19 protein-coding genes are annotated in these 24,196 nt (G+C 73.9%); 13 read left to right on the top strand and 6 right to left on the bottom strand.

Annotated features, from left to right (window positions below):
* Positions 1–9: 9 nt before the first annotated feature.
* Positions 10–1,053: a LacI family DNA-binding transcriptional regulator gene (locus CD790_RS27315; RefSeq protein WP_144386012.1), complete on the bottom strand. Its 1,044-nt coding sequence runs from the start codon at positions 1,051–1,053 to the stop codon at positions 10–12.
* A 206-nt stretch (positions 1,054–1,259) separates the two neighbouring features.
* Here CD790_RS27315 and CD790_RS27310 point away from each other — a divergent pair, with 206 nt between their 5' ends.
* From CD790_RS27310 to CD790_RS27280, 7 genes are all read left to right on the top strand, one after another.
* Positions 1,260–2,555 (top strand): extracellular solute-binding protein, encoded by a 1,296-nt coding sequence (locus tag CD790_RS27310; protein WP_144386011.1) that lies wholly within the window; start codon positions 1,260–1,262, stop codon positions 2,553–2,555.
* Positions 2,555–3,571 carry a carbohydrate ABC transporter permease gene (locus tag CD790_RS27305; protein WP_144386010.1) on the top strand — a complete coding sequence of 339 codons (1,017 nt, stop codon included), beginning with the start codon at positions 2,555–2,557 and terminating at the stop codon, positions 3,569–3,571. The genes CD790_RS27310 and CD790_RS27305 overlap by 1 nt, the downstream gene beginning before the upstream one ends.
* Complete coding sequence (locus tag CD790_RS27300; RefSeq protein ID WP_144386009.1) at positions 3,571–4,398, top strand: carbohydrate ABC transporter permease; 828 nt, start codon at positions 3,571–3,573, stop codon at positions 4,396–4,398. The genes CD790_RS27305 and CD790_RS27300 overlap by 1 nt, the downstream gene beginning before the upstream one ends.
* Before the next feature lie 71 nt (positions 4,399–4,469).
* Positions 4,470–5,729 (top strand): glycosyl hydrolase, encoded by a 1,260-nt coding sequence (locus CD790_RS27295; protein ID WP_399218298.1) that lies wholly within the window; start codon positions 4,470–4,472, stop codon positions 5,727–5,729.
* Positions 5,730–5,754: 25 nt separating this feature from the next.
* Complete coding sequence (locus CD790_RS27290) at positions 5,755–7,857, top strand: endo-beta-N-acetylglucosaminidase (protein ID WP_144386008.1); 2,103 nt, start codon at positions 5,755–5,757, stop codon at positions 7,855–7,857.
* Positions 7,858–7,912: 55 nt separating this feature from the next.
* Positions 7,913–10,930 (top strand): glycoside hydrolase family 38 C-terminal domain-containing protein, encoded by a 3,018-nt coding sequence (locus CD790_RS27285; RefSeq protein ID WP_144386007.1) that lies wholly within the window; start codon positions 7,913–7,915, stop codon positions 10,928–10,930.
* 275 nt (positions 10,931–11,205) lie between these two features.
* The gene (locus CD790_RS27280; protein WP_144386006.1) at positions 11,206–12,510 is read left to right on the top strand and encodes a transglycosylase family protein; all 1,305 of its coding nucleotides are present in this window, start codon (positions 11,206–11,208) and stop codon (positions 12,508–12,510) included.
* Between the two features lie 499 nt (positions 12,511–13,009).
* On the opposite strand, the gene CD790_RS27275 is transcribed toward CD790_RS27280, so the two are convergent.
* Together CD790_RS27275 and CD790_RS27270 are read right to left on the bottom strand one after the other, a co-directional pair.
* On the bottom strand, positions 13,010–13,924 hold the full coding sequence (locus tag CD790_RS27275; RefSeq protein ID WP_144386005.1) for an SDR family oxidoreductase: 915 nt from the start codon (positions 13,922–13,924) through the stop codon (positions 13,010–13,012).
* Between the two features lie 33 nt (positions 13,925–13,957).
* Positions 13,958–14,740 carry an SDR family oxidoreductase gene (locus tag CD790_RS27270; protein ID WP_144386004.1) on the bottom strand — a complete coding sequence of 261 codons (783 nt, stop codon included), beginning with the start codon at positions 14,738–14,740 and terminating at the stop codon, positions 13,958–13,960.
* Positions 14,741–14,819: 79 nt separating this feature from the next.
* Here CD790_RS27270 and CD790_RS27265 point away from each other — a divergent pair, with 79 nt between their 5' ends.
* From CD790_RS27265 to CD790_RS27245, 4 genes are all read left to right on the top strand, one after another.
* On the top strand, positions 14,820–15,581 hold the full coding sequence (locus CD790_RS27265; protein ID WP_144386003.1) for an enoyl-CoA hydratase family protein: 762 nt from the start codon (positions 14,820–14,822) through the stop codon (positions 15,579–15,581).
* 140 nt (positions 15,582–15,721) lie between these two features.
* A complete protein-coding gene (locus tag CD790_RS36240; RefSeq protein WP_260867926.1) occupies positions 15,722–16,735 on the top strand; it encodes a CoA transferase subunit A in 1,014 nt (337 codons plus the stop codon).
* Positions 16,732–17,466, top strand: a complete 735-nt coding sequence (locus CD790_RS27250) for a CoA-transferase subunit beta (protein ID WP_144386002.1) — start codon at positions 16,732–16,734, stop codon at positions 17,464–17,466. Before CD790_RS36240 ends, CD790_RS27250 begins: the two co-directional genes overlap by 4 nt.
* 17 nt (positions 17,467–17,483) lie before the next feature.
* The gene (locus tag CD790_RS27245) at positions 17,484–18,533 is read left to right on the top strand and encodes a nitronate monooxygenase (RefSeq protein WP_186319273.1); all 1,050 of its coding nucleotides are present in this window, start codon (positions 17,484–17,486) and stop codon (positions 18,531–18,533) included.
* A gap of 48 nt (positions 18,534–18,581) precedes the next feature.
* On the opposite strand, the gene CD790_RS27240 is transcribed toward CD790_RS27245, so the two are convergent.
* The 3 genes from CD790_RS27240 to CD790_RS27230 form a co-directional block, all read right to left on the bottom strand.
* Complete coding sequence (locus tag CD790_RS27240; protein WP_144386000.1) at positions 18,582–19,739, bottom strand: acetyl-CoA C-acetyltransferase; 1,158 nt, start codon at positions 19,737–19,739, stop codon at positions 18,582–18,584.
* 103 nt (positions 19,740–19,842) lie between these two features.
* Positions 19,843–20,454, bottom strand: a complete 612-nt coding sequence (locus CD790_RS27235; RefSeq protein WP_144385999.1) for a TetR/AcrR family transcriptional regulator — start codon at positions 20,452–20,454, stop codon at positions 19,843–19,845.
* A 15-nt stretch (positions 20,455–20,469) separates the two neighbouring features.
* Positions 20,470–21,258 (bottom strand): SDR family oxidoreductase, encoded by a 789-nt coding sequence (locus CD790_RS27230; protein ID WP_144385998.1) that lies wholly within the window; start codon positions 21,256–21,258, stop codon positions 20,470–20,472.
* A gap of 50 nt (positions 21,259–21,308) precedes the next feature.
* On the opposite strand from CD790_RS27230, the gene CD790_RS27225 reads away from it, so the two are divergent.
* Both CD790_RS27225 and CD790_RS27220 read left to right on the top strand, forming a co-directional pair.
* Positions 21,309–22,601 (top strand): acyl-CoA dehydrogenase family protein, encoded by a 1,293-nt coding sequence (locus CD790_RS27225; protein WP_144385997.1) that lies wholly within the window; start codon positions 21,309–21,311, stop codon positions 22,599–22,601.
* Between the two features lie 15 nt (positions 22,602–22,616).
* A complete protein-coding gene (locus CD790_RS27220) occupies positions 22,617–23,897 on the top strand; it encodes an acyl-CoA dehydrogenase family protein (RefSeq protein ID WP_144385996.1) in 1,281 nt (426 codons plus the stop codon).
* The last annotated feature ends 299 nt before the right edge of the window (positions 23,898–24,196 follow it).

Below are 24,196 nucleotides of genomic sequence, written 5' to 3'. Positions count from 1 at the left end.
GGCCTCGACTCAGGCCGGCGGCGGAGCCGTGCTGGCGCGCGGCGCCAGTCGCGGCAGCTCGTCCTGGACGCACACCGCCGGCCCGCCGTCGAGCAGCGCGATCAGCTGCTCGGCGGCGTGCCGCCCGTAGGTGGCGGTGTCGCGGACCAGGGCGGTGAGTGAGGGGTGGGTGCTGCGGCACAGCACCGAGTCGTCCCAGGCCACGATGGACACGTCGGCGGGGACCGCGAGGCCGAGCTCCGCGGCGACGGCGAGCCCGGCCACGGCCATCACGTCGTTGTCGTAGACGAGGGCGGTGGGCGGCCGGTCCTGCGCCAGCATCCGACGGGTGGCGGCCGCGCCCTGCGCGTCGGAGTAGTCGGTGGGCACCGAGCACACGTCGGCGAGCCCGCGGCGCGCGGCCTCCGCGCGCAGCGAGTCGACGCGGTCGCGGGTGTGGGCGAGGTCGGGCAGCCCGGCGATGTGGACGATGCGACGGTGCCCCAGCTCGTGGAGGTGGTCGACGATCGAGGCCATGGCGCCGGTGTCGTCCGCCCAGATGTTGGAGATCGCCGGCCGGTCGGCGAGCGGTGCGGGCAGGGTGCCGATCACCACGGCCGGCAGGCCGAGCGCGGTGAGCAGCTCGGGGCGTGGGTCGGCGGCGCGGGGGTCGACCACCAGCAGCCCGTCCACGCGGTGTTCGGCCCACCAGCGGCGGTAGGTGGCGCACTCGGCGTCGAGGTCCGGCACCACCTGGAAGAGCAGCCCGAGCCGGCGCGGCGAGAGAGCCTCCTGCACGCCGGAGACCAGTTGCAGGAAGAACGACTCCACGCCGAGGGTGGAGGCGGGCCGGGCCAGCACCAGCCCGACCGTGGCCGAGCCCTCGCCGGAGAGCGCGCGGGCGGCGGTGCTGGGCTGCCAGCCCAGCTGTTCGGCGACGCGCCGCACCCGGTCGCGGGTGGCCGCCGAGACACCGGGCCGGTCGTTCAGGGCGAAGGAGACCGCGCTCTCCGACACGCCGGCGCGGCGCGCGATGTCCTTCATGGTGGGGCGTCGGGCCGGGGTCCGGCGCATCGAGGTCCTCCTGGAGCCGTGCGACACACAGATCAGCATCCCGCGCGTGAGCCGTCCGCCCCGGCGGGGAGAGGCGTTCAGCTAAAGCGCTTGAGCACCAACAGACTAAAGCGCATTAGTTCGTTGCGGAAGACTTGACTCGAACCCCCGTACGGGTGCAGCTTCTTGACGCAACCTCCCGGCCCGACCGAAGGAGAACGCCCGTCATGCCCCTCTTCCGTAGAGCCATCGCCACCACCGTGCCGCTCGCCCTGTCGGCACTGCTGCTGACCGGTTGCGGATCGGATGACGGCGGGGGCGGTAGCAGCGCGAACGGCCGGATCGAGGGCGAGATCAGCTTCCAGACCTGGAACCTGCGGGCGAACTTCAAGGACTATTTCAACGAGCTGATCGAGAAGTTCGAGAACCGCTACCCGGACGTCGAGGTCAAGTGGCTGGACCAGCCGGCCGAGAACTACGCGGAGAAGCTCAGCGCGGACGCGGGTTCGGGCGATCTGCCCGATGTCGTCAACGTCTCCCCCGACCTGGCGTATCCCCTAGCCAAGGCCGGTCTGCTGATGAATCTGGACAAGTCCGAGGCGAGCGCCAGGTTCAAGGGCGAGTACACCCCGGAGGCGTGGCGGGGGAACGCGCTGCCCGGCCTGGACGGCACCTATGCCTTCCCCTGGTATCTGAACACCGGCCCGCTCTTCTACAACAAGGCGCTGTTCCGGAAGGCGGGGCTGGATCCGGAGAAGCCCCCGAAGAGCTTCGACGAACTCTTCGCGCACGCCAACGCCATGGCGAAGACGTCGGACGGGAAGGTCGCCACGCTGGCGGGCACCCCCACCGTCGAGGACTTCGGCCGCTACGGCGTCAGGCTGACCGATGCCGACGCGACCGAGTTCACCTACAACGAGCCGAAGGGCGTCGAGCTGCTGACGAGGTACAAGGAGCTGTACGACAACGGCGGGCTGGACTCGCAGGCGCTGACGATGACCCCGGAGAAGGCGGGTCAGCGGTTCCTGGAGCAGAAGGTCGCCATCAATCCGGGCAGCGCCCACGACCTGGAGACCTTCAAGCGGGACGCGCCGAGCCTCTACGAGAACCTGGGCATCACCGACGCGCCCAACAACACCGGCAAGCCGAACATGTACGTGATGGGACTCGCGGTCAACGAGCGGAGCGAGCACAAGGCGGCGGCCGTCGCCTTCGCGCACTTCGTCACCGACAAGGAGAACCAGGAGTCCTTCGCCCACGAGGTCGCGATCTTCCCCAGCACCAGGGGCTCGCTGGAGAAGGCGTACTGGTCCAGGGACGACGGCAGCGACGAGAGCCGGGTCCGGGTCGCCGCGGCCCGGATGCTGAAGGGGGCCGTCAACTACACCCCCGTCGTCATGAGCGACGAGATGAAGACCGTGCTCCAGAACGAGGTGGCCAAGGCGCTCCAGGGCAGGAAGTCGCCCCAGGACGCGCTGGACGACGCCGTCGAGCAGAGCAACAAGCTGCTGCGGCAGAGCTGATGGGCCGCCCCGCCACCGCGCCCGCCCGGCCGATCCCCGGGGACCCCGCGGAGCACCCCGCCGCGCCCCGGCCGGGCGACCGGCCGCCGCGCCGCCGCGCCGTACGCACCCACTGGGCCGGCAGCCCCTGGCTGCTCCTGCTGCCCGGCCTGGTGGTCGTGACCGCCTTCAGCCTCTATCCGTTCCTCACCACGGTCTCCACGGCGTTCACCGACAAGCGGACGCTGACCGACGGGACCTGGGTGGGGCTGGAGAACTTCCGCACCATGCTGGACGACGAGCAGTTCTGGGTGGGCCTGCGCAACAGCCTGCTGTACGTGGCCCTGGTCGTGCCCTGCACCGTGCTGCTGCCGCTGCTGCTCGCGCTGCTGGTGCACAAGCAGATCCCCGGCGTCGCGTTCTTCCGGTCCGCCTTCTACACCCCGGTCGTCGCCTCGCTCGTCGTGGTCTCGCTGATCTGGGGCTGGATGCTGGACGACCGGGGTCTGGTCAACGCCATGCTCGAGTTCCTCGGCGCGGGCCCGGTGGAGTTCCTCGGCGACCAGTGGCTGCTGCTGTTCAGCGCGATGGCCCTGACGGTGTGGAAGGGGCTGGGCTACTACATGATCATTTACCTGGCCGCGCTGTCGAACGTGCCGCGCGAGCTGCACGAGGCGGCCGCGGTCGACGGCGCGGGGGCCTTCCGTCGCTTCCTCAGCGTCACCGTGCCGTCCGTGCGCTCCACCATGGTGCTGGTCGGCGCGCTCTCCTCCGTCGCCGCCTTCAAGGTCTTCGCCGAGGTCTATCTGCTGGCCGGGCCGAGCGGCGGACCGGCGGGCGAGGACACCACACTGGTGATGCTGGTGCACCGGGTGGGCACCGGGCTCAACGGCCGGGTGGGCTACGCCTCCGCGATCTCGCTGGTCGTCTTCGCCATCGCGCTGCTGCTGATGCTGCTGGTGCTGCGCGCCGACCGGGACGACCGGGGCGCCCCGAACCACCGCGAAGGCCGGTCCGAGCGGGGAGGGGGGCGCTGATGCGGACCTCCGGCTGGGAGAAGGCGCTGCGCTACGTCCTGCTGCTGCTCGTCCTGGCGATCACCGTCGGGCCGTTCGTGTGGCAGCTGTCCACCTCGCTGAAGGGCGGCACGGAGGACATCTACACCTCGCCGCCGCGCTTCCTCCCCGAGCAGCCGACCCTCGACAACTACCGCAAGGTCGCCGACACCATTCCGGTCTGGGACTACGCGCTGAACTCGCTGAAGGTCGCGCTGGCCAACGTGGTCACCAACTGCGTCGGCGCGGCCATGGCCGGCTACGCGCTGGCCCGGCTGCGCTTTTGCGGCCGCGGGGCCGCCACGCTGGCCTTCGTGATGGCACTGCTGGTCCCCTTGGAGTCCATCATCATCGCCCAGTTCACCACCATGCGGGAGCTGGAGCTCAACAACACCCTCATCGCGGTGGTGCTGCCCGGCGCGGTGAGCGCGCTCAATGTGATGCTGATGCGGAACGCCTTCTCCAACGTGCCGTACGAGCTCGAAGAGGCGGCCGTGATCGACGGCGCCAACGTCTGGCAGCGCTTCACCCGTGTCGCGCTGCCGTCCGTGAAGGGGACCCTCGCGGTCGTCGCCGTCTTCGCCTTCATGGGCGCCTGGGACGACTTCCTGTGGCCCCTCATCGTGCTCTCCGACTCCGACAAGTTCACCCTGACCGTCGGGCTGAACTATCTGCACGGCACCTTCGCCAACAACCCGCGGCTGGTCGCGGCCGGCACGATCATCGCGGTCGCCCCGCTCGTCGTGATGTTCGTCTGCCTCCAGCGGTACTTCTTCAAGGGCGTCGACGAGGGCGCCGTCAAGGGCTGAACCACCCCGCCGCCCCGGCGTGGCCCGATCGGGCCGGGCCGGACACCCCACGGCTGAAGGGACTGACTTCCTTGCGCTTCGGCGTCAACTACACCCCCACCCGCGGCTGGTTCCACCACTGGCTGGACTTCGACCTGGACGAGGTGCGCGCGGACCTGGACTCCATCGCCGAGCTCGGCCTGGACCACATCCGGGTCTTTCCGCTGTGGCCGCTCTTCCAGCCCAATCGCACCCTGATCCGGCCACGCGCCGTCGAACAGCTCGTGGCACTGGTCGACGCGGCCGCCGAGCGGGGCCTGGACGTCAATGTCGACGGGCTCCAGGGCCATCTGTCCAGCTTCGACTTCGTGCCGTCCTGGACCACCACCTGGCACCGCCGCAACCTGTTCACCGACCCGGAGGTGGTCGACGGCCAGGCGGCCTATCTGCGCACGCTGGCCGCCGCCCTCGCGGACCGGCCCAACTTCATCGGCATGACCGTCGGCAACGAGATCAACCAGTTCTCCGCCGCCCCGCACCCCGACCCGGACCGGGTCGCCGCGGAGCAGGCCGCCGACTGGCTGCGGCGGATGCTGGACGCCTGCGAGAAGGGCGCGCCGGGCCGGCTGCACCTGCACGCCTCGTACGACGCCGCCTGGTACCACGACGGGCACCCCTTCACCCCGGCGCACTCGGCCCGGATCGGCGCGGCGACCGCCGTGCACTCCTGGGTCTTCAACGGCACGGCCCAGCGCCACGGACCCCGGGGCGCCGCCACCGAGCTCCACGCCGCCTACCTGATCGAGCTGTCGAAGGCGTGGGCGGACGATCCGCGTCGGCCGGTGTGGCTCCAGGAGGTCGGGGCGCCGGCGCCGCACATCCCGCCCGAGCGGGCCGCCGCCTTCACCCTCGCGACCCTGGAGCACGCGCTCGACTGCCCCGATCTGTGGGGCGTGACCTGGTGGTGCTCACACGACGTGGACCGGGCGCTGGCCGACTTCCCGGAGCTGGAGTACGGCCTGGGCCTGCTGACCAACGACCGCCGTCGCAAGCCCGCCGCCGAGGCGCTCGCCGCCTTCGTCCGGGACCGGCCGCCGCACACGTCCAGGGGGCCGGCGCCGCGCACCACGGCGCTGGTCCTGGACGTCGCCGCCGAGCTCGACGGCGGCGAGCGCGCGGCCGGGCCGGACCGCGCGGTGTGCGCCCCCGGCGGCGCCTACTTCGAGGCGTGGATGCGGGCCGCGGCGCACGGCCTGCGGCCGGCGGTGGTGCTGGCCGAGCGGGCGGCGGACGCCGCGCACCTCGCGGCCCGCGGCATCACGGACGTCCTGACGACGGAGCGGATCGGCTGATGTCCCTCTTCCCAAGGAGCACACCATGACCGACAGACCCGCACGACCCCGCCCCACCCGCCGCGATCTGCTGCTGGCCGGAGCCGGCACGGCGGCCGCCGCCGCGCTCCCGGCCGGCGCGGCCGCCGCGGCCCCCGCCGCCGGCCCGGCGGGATCCGGCGCCGCGGCCGACCTCCAGCCGTACGCCGCGTACTGGTTCCCCGACAGCCTTCCGGCCGGCAGCCCCGGCGCCGGGGTGGTGTGGCGCAGCCTGGCGAGGTGGACGCCGGAGGACGACGCGGACCTGCCGTACAACACCGCCACCGTGCCGCTGGCACGGCGCTTCACTCCGGTGCCGCCGAACCCGACGGCCCGCGCCGGGCAGGCCCGGGTCAGCGCGCTGGCGGCCTTCGCGCCCACCTCGCTCAACCCCTCGCAGGGCGCGACGAAGGCCGACACTTACGCCCTCACCCACTGGGCCTACATCGACGAGCTGGTCTTCTGGGGCGGCTCCTCGGGCGAGGGGCTGATCCTGGCCCCCAACGCGCCGGTCGTGGACGCCGCGCACCGCAACGGCGTGCCCGTCCTCGGGAACATATTCCTGCCACCGGCGGCGTACGGCGGACAGCTCCAGTGGACCCGGGACCTGGTGCGGCGCGGTCCGGACGGCGGCTTCCCGGTCGCGGACAAGCTGCTCCAGGTGGCGCGGGCGTACGGCTTCGACGGCTGGTTCGTCAACGCCGAGACCGGCGGCGGCGACACCCGACTCGCCACCGACATGCGCGACTTCCTGCTCCACCTGCGGGAGCGGGCCGACGGGCTGCGGGTGACCTGGTACGACTCCATGGTCGAGTCCGGGGCGGTGAGCTGGCAGAACGCGCTCAACTCGCGCAACGACTCCTTCTTCCGGGCCAGCGACTCGATGTTCGTGAACTTCGACTGGACGCGCTCGGGGCTGGCCGCGTCCGGCCGGCTGGCGCGGAGCCTGGGCCGCGACCGGTACGAGCTGTGGGCGGGCGTCGACGTGGAGTCGCGCGGCTGGGACACCCCGGTGGACTGGGACGCGATCGTCCCCGCGAGCGGGTCCCATGTGGTGTCGTACGGCTTCTACCGGCCGGAGTGGACCTGGACCAGCCAGCCGGCGGGCCGGCGCACACCGGCCGCCTTCCACGCCCGCGACGACCGCTTCTGGACCGGTCCCTCGCTGGACCCGTCCGCGCCCGCCGGCGGCACCGGCTCCTGGCGGGCGCCCGCGCTGTCGGTCGCCGACCGCTCGACCGTCGCCGCGCTGCCGTTCGCCACCAGCTTCAACACCGGCCACGGGCTGGGGTGGTACGAGGCGGGCGAGGCGCTCTCCACGGCCGAGTGGAGCCACCTGGGGCTCCAGGACCGGCTGCCGGGGCGGCGCTGGGTGGTGCGCACCTCCGGGGCCCGGCCGGCCGTCGGCTTCGACTTCGCCGACGCCTGGCGGGGCGGCTCCAGCCTGCTGGTCTCCGGCGCGCTGGACGCCCCCGCGACGGTGGAGCTGTACTCCGTGCGGCTGCCGCTGGCGGCGGAGACGGTGGTGGAGCTGGCGCACCGCGTGGACTCCGGTTCGGCCGCGGTCCGGGTGGAGCTGGCGGTCGCCCTGGAGGAGCCGGGGGCGCCCGGCCGGCCGTACCGCTTCACGTACCTCCCGGCGGGCACGCCGCCGGCCGGCGGCGGGGGCTGGACCACCGTCACGCTGCGCCCCGGCAAGCGGCTCGCCGGTCGGCGCGCGGGGACCCTGCATGCCCTGGGCGTGCGCCTCACCGCGCCCGACGGTGGCCCGGTGCGCTGGCGGCTGGGGGGCCTGGCGGTGCGGAACGCCGCACCGGCCGCCCCCGCGCGGCCGGGTGTGCCGAAGGTGGCGGCGGGGCAGCAGAACTCCGACGGAACGGCGGCGCTCCGGCTGGTCTGGGACCGGTCGTCCGGCGCCGTCCGCCACTACGAACTGCATCAGGTGCTGCCCGGGGGCGGTCGCCGGTTCCTCGGTGGGACCTGCGGCACCGCGTTCTACGTCCCCGCGTTGCGCCGGGTGGACGGCGAGGCGGCGACCCGCATCGAGGTGCGGGCCGTCGACGAGCTGTTCGCCTGCTCCGCCCCGTCCGCCGTCTCGTACGACTGGTGACCGTCACCGCGGTGGCCACCCCCTGATCACCGAGCCGTAAGGAGCGCCCCACCTCATGCACAGCGACCGTGCCGTCACCGAAGCCCGCCTCAAGCGCGTCCTGGAGGAGCGGATCCGCCCGGCCGTGTACCCGGAGTCCGTGCCGCTGACGGTCGGGGTCTGGGACGCGCCCGGGGAGCCGGTGCCCGTCGCCGAGGGCCTGGCGGCCCCGCGCACGCCGATCGAGGTCGGCGCGCAGTGGGGGCCGCCGTGGGGCACCAGTTGGTTCACGGTCACCGGCACCGTGCCACAGGCGTGGGCCGGGCGCACCGTGGAGGCGCTGCTGGACCTGGGGTTCGACGAGAACATGCCGGGCTTCCAGTGCGAGGGGCTGGTCTACCGGCCGGACGGCTCGCCGGTGAAGGGGCTCAACCCGCGCAACCAGTGGGTGCGGGTGGCGGTGCCGGCGGTCGGCGGCGAGGCGGTGGAGCTGCACATCGAGGCGGCGTCCAATCCGGTGATCCTGGACTACCACCCGTTCCTCCCCACCGAGCTGGGCGACCGGGAGACCGCGGGCAGCGCCCCGCGGTACCGGCTGGCCCGGATGGACCTGGCGGTCTTCGACCAGACGGTCTGGGAGCTGGTGCAGGACCTGGAGGTGCTGGGCGAGCTGATGGCGGAGCTGCCGGATGACTCCCCGCGCCGCTGGGAGATCCTGCGCGCCGTCGAGCGGGCACTGGACGCGGTCGACCTCCAGGACGTGTGCGGTACGGCGGGGAGCGCCCGCGGGCGGCTCGCGGGCGTCCTCGCCCCGCCCGCGCACGCGTCCGCCCACCGGATCAGCGCGGTCGGGCACGCGCACATCGACTCGGCGTGGCTGTGGCCGCTGCGGGAGACGGTGCGCAAGGTGGCGCGCACCACCTCCAACATGACGGCGCTGCTGGAGGACGAGCCGGAGTTCGTCTACGCCATGTCGCAGGCGCAGCAGTTCGCCTGGATCAAGGAGCACCGGCCGGAGGTGTACGCACGGGTGAAGAAGGCGGTCGCGGACGGCCGGTTCGTGCCCGTGGGCGGCATGTGGGTGGAGTCGGACACCAACATGCCGGGCTCGGAGGCGCTGGCCCGGCAGTTCGTGCACGGCAAGCGGTTCTTCCTGGAGGAGTTCGGGATCGAGACGGAGGAGGTGTGGCTGCCGGACACCTTCGGCTACTCGGCCGCGCTGCCGCAGCTGGTGAGGCAGGCAGGCGCCAAGTGGTTCCTGACCCAGAAGATCTCCTGGAGCCAGACCAACAAGTTCCCCCACCACACCTTCTGGTGGGAGGGCCTCGACGGCACCCGCGTCTTCACCCACTTCCCGCCGATCGACACCTACAACGCCCAGCTGTCCGGCAAGGAGGTGGCGCACGCGGTGCGCAACTTCCAGGAGAAGGGCGCGGCGACGCGCTCGCTGGCGCCCACCGGCTGGGGCGACGGCGGGGGCGGCACCACCCGGGAGATGCTGGCGCGCGCCCGGCGGCTGGCGGACCTGGAGGGTTCGGCGCGGGTGACCTTCGAGAAGCCGTCGGCGTTCTTCGAGAAGGCGCACGCGGAGTATCCGCACGCCCCGGTGTGGGTGGGCGAGCTGTATCTGGAGCTGCACCGGGCGACGCTCACCAGCCAGGCGAAGACCAAGCAGGGCAACCGGCGCAGCGAGCACCTGCTGCGGGAGGCCGAGCTGTGGGCGGCGACGGCGGCGGTGCGGGCCGGGTTCCGCTATCCCCACGAGGAGCTGGACCGACTGTGGAAGACGGTGCTGCTGCTCCAGTTCCACGACATCCTGCCGGGCTCCTCGATCGCCTGGGTGCACCGCGAGGCGGAGGAGCGGTACGCGGCGGTCGCCGAGGAGCTGACGGGGATCATCGGGGCGGCGCAGGCCGCGCTGGCCGGTGACGCCGAGGCGGGCACGACGGTCGTCTTCAACGCGGCCCCGCACGCGCGCGGCGGCGTGCCGGGCGGCGGCGCGGCCCCGGTGGAGCCGGGCACCCGGGCGGCCGCGGTGTCGGCCGCGCCCCGCGAGGGGCTCGGCTTCGTGCTGGAGAACGGGCTGCTGCGGGTGGAGATCGACGCGCACGGGCTGATCGTGTCGGTGTACGACGTGGCGGCGGACCGGGAGACCCTCGCGCCGGGCGCGGCCGGCAACCTGCTCCAGCTGCACCCCGACTTCCCGAACATGTGGGACGCCTGGGACGTCGACCACTTCTACCGCAACACCGTCACCGATCTGACGGATCTCGAGTCGCTGGAGCTGCTGGAGGACGGCGTGGTGCGCCTGGTGCGCTCCTTCGGCTCCTCGCGGGTCGAGCAGCGGATCGCGCTGCCGGCTGGCGAGCGGCGGGTGGACATCGACACCGAGGTGGACTGGCACGAGACGGAGAAGTTCCTGAAGGCCGCCTTCCCGCTGGATCTGCACGCCGACCGCGTGGCGGCCGAGACCCAGTTCGGCCACCTGTACCGACCCACACACACCAACACCAGTTGGGACGCGGCGAAGTTCGAGGCGTGCGCGCACCGCTTCGTCCACCTGGAGGAGCCCGGCTGGGGCGTGGCGCTGGTCAACGACTCCACCTACGGCTACGACGTGACCCGCACGGTCCGCGAGGCCGACACCGGCACCACCACGACGGTGCGGCTGTCGCTGCTGCGCGCGCCGCGCTTCCCCGACCCGCGCACCGACCAGGGCGCGCACCGCTTCCGCTATGCGCTGGCCCCGGGGGCGACCGTCGGCGACGCGGTGCGCGAGGGCTACCGCATCAACCTGCCGGAGCGGCGGGTGCCGGGCGACGCCGTGGTGGAGCCGTTGGTGGCGGTGGGCGATGACGCGGTGGTGCTCAGCGCGGTCAAGCTCGCGGACGACGGCAGCGGCGATGTGGTGGTGCGGCTGTACGAGTCGCGCGGCGGACGCGTCCGCACCCGACTGTCCGCCGGCTTCCCCATCGCCTCGGCCTCGGTCTGCGATCTGCTGGAGCGCCCCACCGGCCCGGCCGAGCACGACGCGGAGTCCGTCCGGCTCGAGCTGCGGCCGCACCAGATCGTCACCCTGCGCCTGACCAGGTGACAACTCAACTTCCCTTCGCGGTAACGGAGATGGGCCGGACGGCGGTTCCGCGGGCGCGAACGCCGGTATGACGCGGGTCACATGAGGGCGGGAGCGTCGCAGCATATGCCGATGCGCTCCCGTCCTGCGCCGCATCACCTCCCTGAGTCCCCCTGTAGGGGTTGTAGGGCTCAAATCGGCCGCCCTACGCTGTGCCTCCGGCGCGGTTGGCGAGTTTGAGGGCATCACATGGGGACGCTCACGCACCCCTGCCCCCGGTCGAGAGGATGCGGTTCATGCCTGCACGCGGACGTCACCGCCGGTACCGTCCCAATCGAGTCTCCCGGGCGTCATTGAGCGTCACCGCGAGCGGCGCCGGGTTGGCCATCCCGCTGGTCGGCGCGACCGGCGCGCACGCCGCCTCCGTCGACACCTGGAACAAGGTCGCCGCCTGCGAGTCCACCAACAACTGGCATATCAACACGGGCAACGGCTTCTACGGCGGGCTGCAGTTCACCCAGTCCACCTGGGAGGCGTACGGCGGCACGGCCTACGCCGCCCGTGCCGACCTGGCCAGCAAGGACCAGCAGATCGCGGTGGCCGAGCGGGTCCTGGACGGCCAGGGTCCGGGGGCCTGGCCGGTCTGCTCCCAGCGGGCCGGGCTGACCCGGGACGGCGCGGCTCCACGGCGCACACCGGAGGCCAAGCCCGAGGCGGCGTCCAGCGCGAAGCCCAAGGCGGCGTCGGGCGCGAAGCCCAAGGCGGCGTCGGGCGCGAAGCCGTCCGCCGAGAAGACCTCCGCCACGGCCCGTACGTCCCAGAAGAAGCCCGGGGCGACGCCGAAGAGCGAGCCGACCAGCCTGCCGGGGCGCTCCGGCGGCAAGGCCGGGGCGTATGTGGTCGTCGGCGGCGACTCGCTGTCCGGGATCGCCGAGGCGCACGATCTCGACGGCGGCTGGCAGACGCTCTACACCGTCAACCGCGAGGTCGTCGGCGACGACCCCGACCTGATCCTCCCCGGCCAGCGGCTCTCCCTCAAGGAGGGCGCCCCGGCGAAGAAGTCCCCGGGCGGCGGGGGCTCCCAGAGCGGGAAGCGCGGGAAGGAGGACAAGGCCGGGAAGCAGGCCGGGAAGCAGGCCGGGGACCGGGCCGAACGGGGCCAGCAGCGGTCCCGCGAGTCCCGGTCCGCGAAGTCCGGCTTCACGGCCCCGGTCGGCGGCATCGGCCCGGGCACCGCCTATCGGGTCCCGGGCTCCGGCTGGGCGAGCGGCTACCACACGGGCGTCGACTTCCCGGTGCCGATCGGCACGTCGGTGAAGGCCATCGCCGCCGGCGAGGTCGTCTCGGCCGGCTGGGCTGACGCCTACGGCTACCAGGTGGTGATCCGCCATCCCGACGGCAAGTACAGCCAGTACGCACACCTCTCTCAGCTGTCGGTGCGGGCCGGGAAGCCGGTCAACGCCGGTCAGCAGATCGGCCGGTCGGGTTCGACGGGCAACGCAACCGGCCCCCATCTGCACTTCGAGGTGCGCACCGGTCCCGACTACGGCTCCGATATCAACCCGCTGGGCTATCTGCGCGCCCACGGCGTCACCATCTGAGCCGACCGGCGGCATGGGCTCCCATCGTCGGGCGCGGCGTGACCGGCGATGGGGCCACCAGGCACGTGCGTCACGAGACATGTGCGTCACGAGGGACGTGCGTCCGAGGCACGTGCGCCACGAGGCACCTGCCCCGCGTCCTGGCGTGGCTTCCGCCGCTACTGCTCCAGGCCGCCGAGGGTGAGGTGCTCGGCGGTCCGCGACGTGTGTGTCCATCCGTGCCCCCCGGGTGTGCGTGACGGTCGTGTTTCCCACGCATCCAGAGTGCCGGGCCGGCGAGCTCCCGCCCATGGCCCTGGACCCCCGCGGTGGGGTGGTGTTGGCACCACCCCACCGCGGGGTTCAGCCACCCCCGGGCGGGGGGTTCAGCCACACCCCCCGGAGCAGGGATCAGCCACCCCAGGCGGGGTTCAGCCACCCCCCGAGCCCGGGGGTTCAGCCACCCCCCGAGGCGGGGAATCAGCCACCCCCCAGGCGGGGGTCAGCCCGCGGACCAGGGTCATTCCGCCCCGTAGACCGGCTGGGGCGGTTCGGCGTGGGCGAGCAGTTCGGTGGTGGCCGCGCCGGCCTCGGCCGGGGTCCAGCGGGCTCCCTTGTCGACGGTGGGGCCGGGGCGCCACCCCTCCATCACGGTGATCCGCCCGGCCTCCGCCGCGAAGACCCGGCCGGTGACGCCGGCGCAGGCGGCCGAGCCCAGCCACACCACCAGAGGGGAGACGTTCCCCGGGGCCATCGCGTCGAAGGCGGTCGGGTCGGGGGGCGCGGCCATCGTCTCCGCGAAGACGTGCTCGGTCATCCGGGTGCGGGCAGCCGGGGCGACGGCGTTGACCTGGACCCCGTACCGGCCCAGCTCGGCCGCCGCGACGAGGGTGAGGCCGACGATCCCGGCCTTGGCGGCGGAGTAGCCGCTCTGCCCCACGCTGCCCGCCAGCCCCGCTCCCGAAGCGGTGTTGACGACCCGGGCGACGGGCTCCCGACCGGCCTTCGCCTCGGCCCGCCAGTGTGCCGCGGCGCTGCGGAGCGGCAGGAAGTGCCCGGTGAGGTGGACGCGTAACACGGCCTCCCAGTTGGCCTGCTCGAGGTTGACCAGCATCCGGTCCCGGACGAACCCCGCGTTGTTGACCAGGGTGTCCAGCCCGCCGAAGGCGTCCAGCGCGGTGGCGACCAGGGAGTCCGCGCCGTCCACCGTGGCGATGTCGCCGGCGTGCGCGACGGCCTGGCCGCCGCGCGCCCTGATCTCCTCGACCACCCGCTGGGCCGGGTCGGCGGAGCCCCCTTCCCCGTCCGGACGGACACCCAGGTCGTTGACGACGACGCGCGCCCCCTCGGCGGCGAAGGCGAGCGCGTGGGCGCGGCCCAGCCCGCGACCCGCGCCGGTGACGGCGACGACGCGCCCCGCGCAGACTCCGCTCACCACGGCTCCTCTCGTGTCATCACGGCTCCTCGTTCAGGTCGTGGGGTGGGCGTTGGCCGCGCCGAGGAACGCCGGGCGCTCGCCGCCGCCGTGGACGTGCAGGCTCGCCCCGCTGATGTACGCGGCCAACTCGGAGGCGAGGAAGACGCAGGCGTCCCCGGCCTCGGCGGGCTCCGCGAGGCGACCCAGCGGCACCGTGCGGCCGACCGCGGCGACCCCCTGTTCGTCCCCGTAGTGCATCGCGGTCCGTTCGGTGCGGACCATGCCGAGGACGACGGTGTTGACGCGCACGGTCGGCGCCCACTCCACGGCCATGGACCGGGCGAGGCTCTCCAGACCCGCCTTGGCCGCCCCGTACGCCGCGCTGCCGGGTGACGGCCGGCTGCCGCTGACGCTGCCGATCATCACGATGCTCCCGCCGCCGCGCTGCTCCCGCATCAGCGCGTAGGCGGCGAGCGACGCGGTCAACGGCACCAGGAGATTGAGCTCGACGACGCGGACGGCATGGCCCGAGGTGGCGTCCGCGAGCAGCCGATAGGGGGTGCCGCCGGCGTTGTTGACCAGGGTGTCCAGCCGTCCGTGGTCCTTTCCGAGCCGTGCGAAGAGCGTCTCCGCGGCGGCCGGGTCGCGCAGGTCGACGGGGAGGAAGCGGGCGGTGCGGCCGTCCGCCGCGACGGGGTGGTCGGGCGGTCGGCGCGCGCAGACCACCACCTCCGCGCCCGCGGCGAGCAGGGCGCGGGCGATGCCCGCGCCGACGCCGCGGGTGCCCCCGGTGACCAGCGCGACGCGGCCGGACAGGTCGATGGTGACGGCCAAGGGGCACCTCCCGCGGCGCGCGATCCGCTGCTACCTTCGCACCTAACAAACGTTTGGTGGAAAGGTAGCGGATCTGCTCATGGGTGTCTCCACCACCGTTCCCGAACCGGGCGTCGCCGTGGTCGCCGTGGACTATCCCCCGGTCAACGCTCTTCCCGTGCGGGGCTGGTACGACCTGGCCGACGCCGTCCGCCGCGCGGGCGCGGACCCCGGGAACCGCTGCGTCCTGCTGACCGCCGCCGGCCGGGGTTTCAACGCCGGCGTCGACATCAAGGAGTTACGGCGCGCGGCGGGTCACGCGGCGCTGCTCGGGGCCAACCGGGGCTGCGCCGCCGCCTTCGCCGCCGTCTACGACTGCGAGGTGCCGGTCGTCGCCGCCGTGCACGGCTACTGCCTGGGCGGCGGCATCGGCCTGGTGGGCAACGCGGACGCGATCGTGGCCAGCGACGACGCGGTCTTCGGGCTGCCCGAGCTGGACCGCGGCGCGCTCGGCGCCGCCACGCACCTGGCCCGCCTGGTCCCCCGCCACCTGATGCGCGCGCTGTACTACACCTCGCGCACCGCCACCGCGGACGAGTTGCACCGGCACGGCTCGGTGTGGTCGGTGGTGTCCCGCGCGGAGCTGGACCGGACGGCCCTGGCGCTGGCTCGCGAGATCGCCGCCAAGGACGGCACCCTGCTGCGGCTCGCCAAGGCGGCCATCAACGGCATCGAGGGCCTGGACGCGGTCGACGTGCGGCGTAGCTACCGCTACGAGCAGGGCTTCACCTTCGAGGCGGCGCTCGACGGCGTGGCCCAGCGGGTCCGTGACGCCTTCGACGACCGGGAGCGACGGGCATGACCAGGGACATGACCAGGGACGGCACGCCCCCGGAGGTCGGGGGCACGGGCGCCACCGTCGCGGACGCCACGGAGCCGCCTGCCACGGGCGCGGGCGGGGGCGCGGGCACGGGCGCGGGTGCCGTACGCGCGGACAAGACCATGACCGCCGACGAGGCCGTCGGACGGCTCTCCAGCGGCATGACCGTCGGCATCGGCGGCTGGGGCGCGCGGCGCAAGCCGATGGCGCTCGTGCGCGCCCTGCTGCGTTCGGACGTCACCGATCTGACGGTCGTCTCCTACGGAGGCCCGGACGTCGGTCTGCTGGCCGCCGCCGGCCGGATCCGCAGGCTCGTCACGGCCTTCGCCACGCTCGACTCGATCCCCCTGGAACCCCACTTCCGCGCGGCACGGCAGCGCGGCGGCTTCGAACTGACCGAGCTGGACGAGGCGATGGTGATGTGGGGGCTGACCGCCGCCGTGCACCGCGTGCCCTTCATGCCGGTGCGGGCCGGGCTCGGCTCCGACGTGATGACGGTCAACCCCGGGCTGCGCACGGTCAGATCGCCCTACGAGGACGGGGAGGAGCTGGCGGCCGTGCCGGCGCTGCGACTGGACGCCGCGCTCGTGCATCTCAACCGCGCGGACGCGCGGGGCAACGGCCAGTACCTCGGTCCCGATCCGTACTTCGACGACCTGTTCTGTGAGGCGGCGACGGAGGCGTACGTGTCGTGTGAGCGCGTCGTGGCCAGCGCGGACCTGCTGGGCGCGGAGCGGTCCGACGGCGACCGCGCGGGAGGCGGCACGGCCCGCGCGAACGGCGATTCGCGCGGTGCGGACGACGACTCGGCCCGCGCGGGGGGCGTTCCGGGCGGTACGGGCGACGGCCGACCCGGGCTGGGAGGCGGTGCGGGCGGCACCGCCCCGCGCGGGGCGGTCGTACCGCAGACGCTGCTCCTGCGTCGCGACGTGGTCACCGGCGTCATCGAAGCCCCCCACGGCGCGCACTTCACCTCCTGCGCCCCGGACTACGGCCGCGACGAGGCGTTCCAGCGCGCGTACGCCGCGGCGGCCGCCGACCCCGCCGCCTGGCGGGAGTTCACCGCGCGGTTCCTGTCCGGGACCGAGGACGACTACCAGGCCGCCGTGGCGGCCTTCACCGAGGAGGACGCGTGACCGCCACCCGCGCCGAGTACTGCGTGGTCGCCTGCGCCGAGGTGTGGCGGGGGGCGGGCGAGATCCTCGCCAGCCCGATGGGCACGGTGCCCGGCATCGGCGCGCGGCTTGCCAAGGCCACCTTCTCGCCCGGTCTGCTGCTCACCGACGGTGAGGCGATGCTCGTGGGCGCCGAGCCGGGCGTCGTGGAGGGTTGGCTGCCGTACCGGCGGCACCTGGCGCTGGTCACCGGCGGCCGACGGCACGTGATGATGGGCGCCGCCCAGCTCGACCGGCACGGCAACCAGAACATCTCCTGCATCGGCGACTGGAAGCAGCCCCTGCGGCAGCTGCTGGGCGTGCGCGGTGCCCCGGTCAACACCGTCAACCACCCGACCAGTTACTGGATCCCCCGGCACACCCGCCGGGTCTTCGTCGAGCGGGTCGACATGGTCTGCGGCGTGGGGTACGACCGCGCGGCCGCCGCCGGCCCCTCGGCCACCCGCTACCACCACCTCCATCGCGTCGTCACCGACCTCGCCGTGCTCGACTTCGAGACTCCCGACCGCACCATGCGGCTGCGTTCGCTGCACCCCGGCGTCGGCGTCGACCAGGTGCGGGACGCGACGGGATTCCCGCTGGCGGTGCCCGACGACGTCCCGTACACCCGCGAGCCCACGCCCGAGGAGCTGCGTCTGATCAGGGACGTGCTCGACCCGCGCGGCGGCCGCCACCGGGAGGTGCGGGCGTGACCGCCGCCCCGCCCGCCCTGCCGACCGCGCTGACCCGGCTCACCGGCGTGCGCCATCCGATCGTGCAGCCGGGCATGGGCTGGGTGGCCGGGCCCCGGCTGGTCTCCGCCGTGGCCGAAGCCGGGGCGCTGGGCGTGCTCGGTTCCGCGACCATGACCCCGGAGCGGCTGCGGGCGGCGGTGCGCGAGGTGAGGTCCCGCACGGACGCGCCCTTCGGCGTCAATCTGCGTGCCGACGCCGGCGACGCGGCCGAGCGCGTGCGCGTTCTCATCGAGGAGGGGGTGCGCGTCGCCTCCTTCGCTCTCGCCCCTTCCCGAACGCTGATCGCCCGACTGAAGGACGCGGGTGTGGTCGTCATCCCGTCGGTCGGCGCCCGCCGGCACGCCGAGAAGGTGGCGGCCTGGGGCGCGGACGCGGTCCTGGTGCAGGGCGGCGAGGGCGGCGGACACACGGGAGGGGTCGCCACCACCGTGCTGCTGCCCGAGGTCGTGGACGCCGTCGACATCCCCGTCATCGCCGCCGGCGGCTTCTGCGACGGGCGTGGGCTCGTCGCCGCGCTCGCCTACGGCGCGGCCGGCGTGGCCATGGGCACGCGCTTCCTGCTGACCTCCGACAGCACGGTCCCCGACGCCGTGAAGACCCGCTATCTGGCGTCCGCAGCGGCGGACGCCGTCGTCACCACCCGGGTGGACGGGCTGCCCCATCGGATGCTCCGCAGCGAGCTCGTGGCCTCCCTGGAGCGCTCCGGCCGGGCCGCCGCGCTGCTGCGCGCCGCGCGGCACGCCGCGTCCTTCCGGCGGCTGTCGGGGCTCGGCTGGGCGGAGTTGCTGCGCGACGGCGCGGCGCTGCGGCGCGCCCGGGGCCTGTCGTGGAGTCAGGTGCTGTTGGCCGCGAACACCCCGATGTTGCTCAAGGCGTCCATGGTGGACGGCAGGACCGATCTCGGTGTGATGGCCTCCGGGCAGGTCGTCGGCCGCGTCGACGACCTGCCGTCGTGCGCGGAGCTGGTCGGACGCGTCATGACCGAGGCGTCCGAGGTGTTGTCCCGGCTGCCCGCGCGGGGGTGAACCCGCCGCGCGGGCCTGACGGCCGACGGCGTCCGCGCGACGGCGTCCTCAGAGCCGTTCGATGATCGTCACGTTCGCCTGACCGCCGCCCTCGCACATCGTCTGGAGCCCGTAGCGGCCTCCGGTGCGCTCCAGTTCATGCAGGAGGGTGATCATCAGCCGGGCTCCGGTGGCGCCGAGGGGGTGGCCCAGGGCGATGGCTCCTCCGTTGACGTTGACCCGCGCGGGGTCGGCGCCGGTCTCCTTGAGCCAGGCGAGCACCACGGGGGCGAACGCCTCGTTGATCTCGATCAGGTCGATGTCGTCGATGGTCATGCCGGTCCGGCTCAGGGCGTGGGCGGTGGCCGGGATCGGGGCGGTGAGCATCCGGATCGGGTCCTCGCCGCGTACGGACAGGTGGTGGACGCGGGCGCGCGGCGTCAGGCCGTGGTCGCGCACCGCGCGTTCGGAGGCGAGGAGCAGCGCGGCGGCGCCGTCGGAGACCTGGGCGGCGAGGGCCGCGGTGATCCGGCCGCCCTCGCGCAGCGGCTTGAGGGCGGCCATCTTCTCGCGCGAGGTGTCGCGGCGGGGCCCCTCGTCGGCCGACGTCTCCCCGTACGCCGCGATCTCGCGGTCGAAGCGGCCCTCGTCGGCGGCGCGCACCGCCCGCTGGTGGGAGCGGAGGGCGAACTCCTCCATCTCCTCCCGCGAGATGTCCCACTGTTCGGCGATGAGCTCGGCGCCGTGGAACTGGGTGACCGGTTGGTCGCCGTACCGCGCCCGCCAGCCCGTGGAGCCGGCGAACGGCCCCTCGCGCAGCCCGAGCGGCTCGGTGGCCTGCCGGCTGGCGAAGCCGATCGGCACCTGGGACATGTTCTGCACACCGCCGGCGACCACCAGCTCCTGGGTGCCGGAGAGCACGCCCTGGGCGGCGAAGTGGACGGCCTGCTGGGAGGAGCCGCACTGGCGGTCGACCGTCACCCCCGGCACCGACTCCGGGAGTCCGGCGGCCAGCCAGCTGGTCCGCGCGATGTCCCCGGCCTGCGGGCCGACCGCGTCCAGGCAGCCGAAGACGACGTCGTCGACGGCGGCCGGGTCGCAGCCCGCGCGGTCCATCAGCGTGCGCAGCACGAAGGCGCCGAGATCGGCCGGGTGCACGGCGGACAGGGCGCCGCCGCGCTTGCCGACGGGCGTGCGTACGGCTTCGACGATGTATGCCTCGGTCATGGCCGCTCCTCCGTTCGTGGAGATGGTCCCGGGCCGGACGTTGGCGGCGTCGGTGGTACGCGGCGGCCGTGGACGCCCGTGCGGGCCCGGTCGTGGGGGTGTGTCACTGGCGCGGCGCGATGCCGTCCAGCACCATGGACAGATACTGGCGGGCGATCTCCTCGGGGCTGTGCCGCCCGCCCGGCCGGTACCACGAGGCGGCGACCCAGACGGTGTCGCGCACGAAGCGGTAGGCGAGTCGGATGTCGAGGTCGGCACGGAAGGCCCCGGCCGCGACACCGCGCTCCAGGGCGCCCAGCCACGCCCTCTCGAACCGCACCTGCGACTCGGCGAGGTAGCCGAAGCGCGGCTGCGCGGACAGCTGTCTGGACTCCTTCTGGTAGATGGCGACCGCCGCGCGGTGCCGGTCGATCTCCCGGAAGGACTCGGTGACGAGCGCCTCGATCGTCTCCCGGGGGCCGAGGTCGGCGGCGAGCACCGCGTCATAGCCGGCCCACAGCTCGTTCAGGAAGGTGGAGAGGATCTCGTCGAGCATCGACTCCTTGGAGTCGAAGTGGTAGTAGAGGCTGCCGGCCAGCATGCCCGCCTCGTCCGCGATCCGGCGGACGGTGGTCGCGTTGTAGCCCTGGGCGGCGAACACCTCGGCGGCGGTGTCCAGCAGCTCCCTGCGCCGCTCCGGTGCGGCGCTCACGGCGGTCTTCTTGATGTTCGGCACGCGGCCATTGTCGCCTCACGGGTGCTGCCCGCTCACGGACACCGTCTCGCCCGTCATGTACGAGGAGTAGTCGCTGGCCAGGAAGACGATGACATTGGCGACCTCCCAGGGCTCGGCGGCCCGACCGAACGCCTCCCGTTCGACGAGCTCGGTGAGCACTCGCGCGGTGGTGACCTTCGCCAGGTGCGGGTGCAGGGCCAGGCTCGGCGCGACCGCGTTGATCCGCACTCCGAAGGCTGCCGCCTCGACGGCGGCGCAGCGGGTGAGCGCCATGACGCCCGCCTTGGCCGCCGCGTAGTGGGCCTGGCCGGCCTGGGCGCGCCAGCCGAGGACGGAGGCGTTGTTGACGATGACGCCGCCGCGGCCGTCCGCGCGCATCCGGCGCAGCGCCGCGCGGGTGCAGCGGAAGGTGCCGTCGAGGGTGGTGTCGACCACGGCGTGCCACTGCCCGTCGGTCATGTCCGCCAGTTCGGCGGTGCCGCCGAGCCCCGCGTTGTTCACCACGATGTCCAGCCGTCCGTGGCGCTCCCGCGCGAGGTCCAGCAGCGCGGCGACGGCGTCCTCCCGGGTGACGTCGCACGCCAGGCCCGCGACGCGCTCCGCGCCGAACTCCTCGGCGAGCGCCCCTGCCGCCCGCGCGGTGCGGGGTGCGTGGGCGTCGCCGATGACGACCCGGGCCCCCTCCTCCAGGAAGCGGCGGGCGGTGGCGCCGCCGATGCCGCTGCCCGCGGCGGCGGTGATGACGGCGGTGCGCCCGGTGAGCAGACCGTGTCCCGGGACGTACCGCGCCCTGTTATCGGTCACATGCGCACGGTAACCTACCAAACACTTGTTAGGGAAGGAGTGCGGCGCCCATGGACCTGGACCCCAGCCCGGACGAAGCGGCCTTCCGCGCGGAGGCGCGATCCTGGCTGGCCGCGCACGTCCCCACCGCCCCGCTGCCCTCGCTGGAGACCGCCGAGGGCTTCGCCGCGCACCGCGCGTGGGAGCGCACCCTGGCGGCCGACGGCTGGTCGGTCGTCTCCTGGCCGCGCCGCTACGGCGGCCGGGGGGCCTCGACCACCGAGTGGCTGCTCTTCGAGGAGGAGTACTACGCGGCCGGGGCGCCCGGCCGGGTCAGCCAGAACGGCACCCAACTGCTGGCCCCCACCCTCTTCGCGCACGGCACCGCCGAGCAGCGCGCCCGGGTGCTGCCGCCCATGGCCGCCGGCGAGGTGATCTGGGCCCAGGCGTGGTCCGAGCCTGAGGCCGGCTCGGACCTCGCGGCGCTGCGCGCCACCGCCCGACGGACCTCCGGAGGCTGGCTGCTGTACGGGCAGAAGACCTGGTCCTCACGGGCGGCCTTCGCGGATCGGGCCTTCGGGCTGTTCCGCGGCGGGCCGACGGGCGAGCGCCCGCACCAGGGGCTGACGTATGTGATGTTGCCGCTCGACGCGCCGGGGGTGACGGTGCGCCCGATCCGCCGGCTCGACGGCAAGCCGGCCTTCGCCGAGCTCTTCCTGGACGGCGTCTTCGTCCCGGACCGCGATGTGATCGGCGAGCCGGGGCAGGGCTGGCGGGTCGCGATGAGCACCGCCGGCAGCGAGCGGGGGCTGACGCTGCGCTCGCCGGGGCGGTTCACGGCGGCCGCCGAGCGGCTGGCGGCGCTGTGGCGGGAGCGCGCCGACCCCGCGGACACGGCGCTGCGCGACCGGGTCGCGGACGCGGTCATCGCCGCCCGCGCCTACCACCTGCGCGCCTGTGCGACCGCGACCCGGGAGGCCGAGGCGGCCGCCGCGCGGGCGACTGAAGGGCGGACGGCTGAGGCATGGAGTGGCACGCGCGCCTCCGCGCGGGCGGCCGTCCGGCGACACGCGGCCGCCGCCACCGCGCGGGCGGCTGATCGCCAGAACGCCGACAACCCCGCCGAGGCCAGTGTCAACAAGGTCTTCTGGTCAGAGCTGGACCTCGCCCTGCATGAGACGGCGCTGGATCTGTTGGGGCCGTACGGGGAGCTGTCGGACGCGGCCACGGACGCCCCTGGCGGTGGCCGCTGGGCCGAGGGCTACGTCTTCTCGCTGGCCGGGCCGGTCTACGCGGGCACCAACGAGATCCAGCGCGACATCATCGCCGAGCGGCTGCTCGGCCTGGACCGGGGGCGCCGGTGACGGCGGGGGGCGCGCATGCGGTTTGACCTGGACGACGCGCAGAGGGAGTTCGCCCGGACGCTGGACCGGATGCTGTCGGCCGCCGACACCCCGGCGGTCGCGCGCGCCTGGGCGGCGGGCGAGCACGGCCCCGGCCGCGCGCTGTGGACACGACTCGCGGACGCCGGCGTCTTCGCCCTGGCCGTGCCGGAGGCGTACGAGGGCGTGGGCCCGCTGCCGGTGGAGCTGGCGGTGGCGCTGATCGAGGCGGGGCGACACGCGGTGCCGGGGCCACTGGTCGAGACGGTGGCGGCTTCGGCCCTCCTGACAGCCCTCGCCGAAGAGGCGGACGGCTCCGCCGGGGACTCCGGCGGCACCACCCGGTACCCGCGCGGCACCACCGCGAGCACGGGTGACGACCCCGAGGGCCCAGGCGGCACCACCGCGAGTGCAGGAGACAGCCCCCGGACCACTCCGAGCACGGGCGACAACCCCCGGGACCCAGGCGGCAGCACCCGGAACGCGGACGACACGAGCAAGAAGGCGAACGACACCGTCAGGGCCTCGGACGGCACCACCGGGTCGGCCGCCCGCGCGGCGGCCGGGTTCTGGCTGCCGCGCATCGCCTCCGGCCGGGCCTCGGTCACGCTGGCCGCCCCCGCCGGCGGCCCGTACGCGCTGGACGCGGACGCCGTCGACGCGGTGTTCACCGTCGAGGCCGAGGGCCCGACAGTGCGGCTGGCAGCCGGGCACGACCCGGTGCAGCCCTCGTTCGACCCGGCGCGCCGGCTGGCCCGACCGGTCCCGGCCGGCGCGGTGCTCGCGCGGGGCCGCGCGGCGGCGGCGGCGACCGCGCGGGCCACGGACTGGGCCGCCTTCGCCACCTCGGCCCAGACGCTGGGCGTGGGGCTGACACTGCTGGATCGCACCGTCGCGTATGCGAAGCAGCGCGCTCAGTTCGGCCGCCCGATCGGCTCCTTCCAGGCGGTCAAGCACCGGCTGGCCGACGTGCACGTGGCGCTGGAGTTCGCCCGTCCACTGCTGTACGGGGCGGCGGTGGCGCTGGCCGGCGGGGCGCGGGACGCCGGTGCCGCGGTCGCCGCCGCCAAGGTCGCGGCGGGCGAGGCCGCGTACGACGCCGCGCGGGCGGCGCTCCAACTGCACGGGGCGCTCGGTTACACGGACGAGTACCCGCTGTCCCTCTGGTTCCGGAAGGCCCGAGCTCTCCGGACGGCCTGGGGCAGCCCCGCGCACTGTCGCGCCCGCGTGCTCGCCGGCCGACCCGTCGACCGACCCGTCGACCGACCCACCGACTGACCCGTCGACCGACTCGTCGGCGGCACCCCGTCCGTCGGCGACGTCCCCGTCCGCCGACGGCCGCCCCCCCTTTCGGTCACTGCATGAAGTCGCAGGTCAGCCGAGCGTAGCCGGTATGTATTAGTGAGACTTTGATGACATAAAAGATCGCCTGAATGTGACGCCCGTCACCGACTCGCCGTACACGCGGAAGTAATGTGACAGACATGATTCCGCTCGTTCGCCGCCGCTACGTGGACTTCGTCCGCGTCACGAGCATGTCCTGTTTGCGCACTGGCTGACCCGTCACCCGTCACCTA

Source organism: Streptomyces sp. SAJ15, assembly GCF_007595705.1.
In the GTDB taxonomy this organism is placed as follows: domain Bacteria; phylum Actinomycetota; class Actinomycetes; order Streptomycetales; family Streptomycetaceae; genus Streptomyces.
Note: the sequence above shows the minus strand (reverse complement) of the source record. Positions and strands in the feature narration are given on the sequence as shown.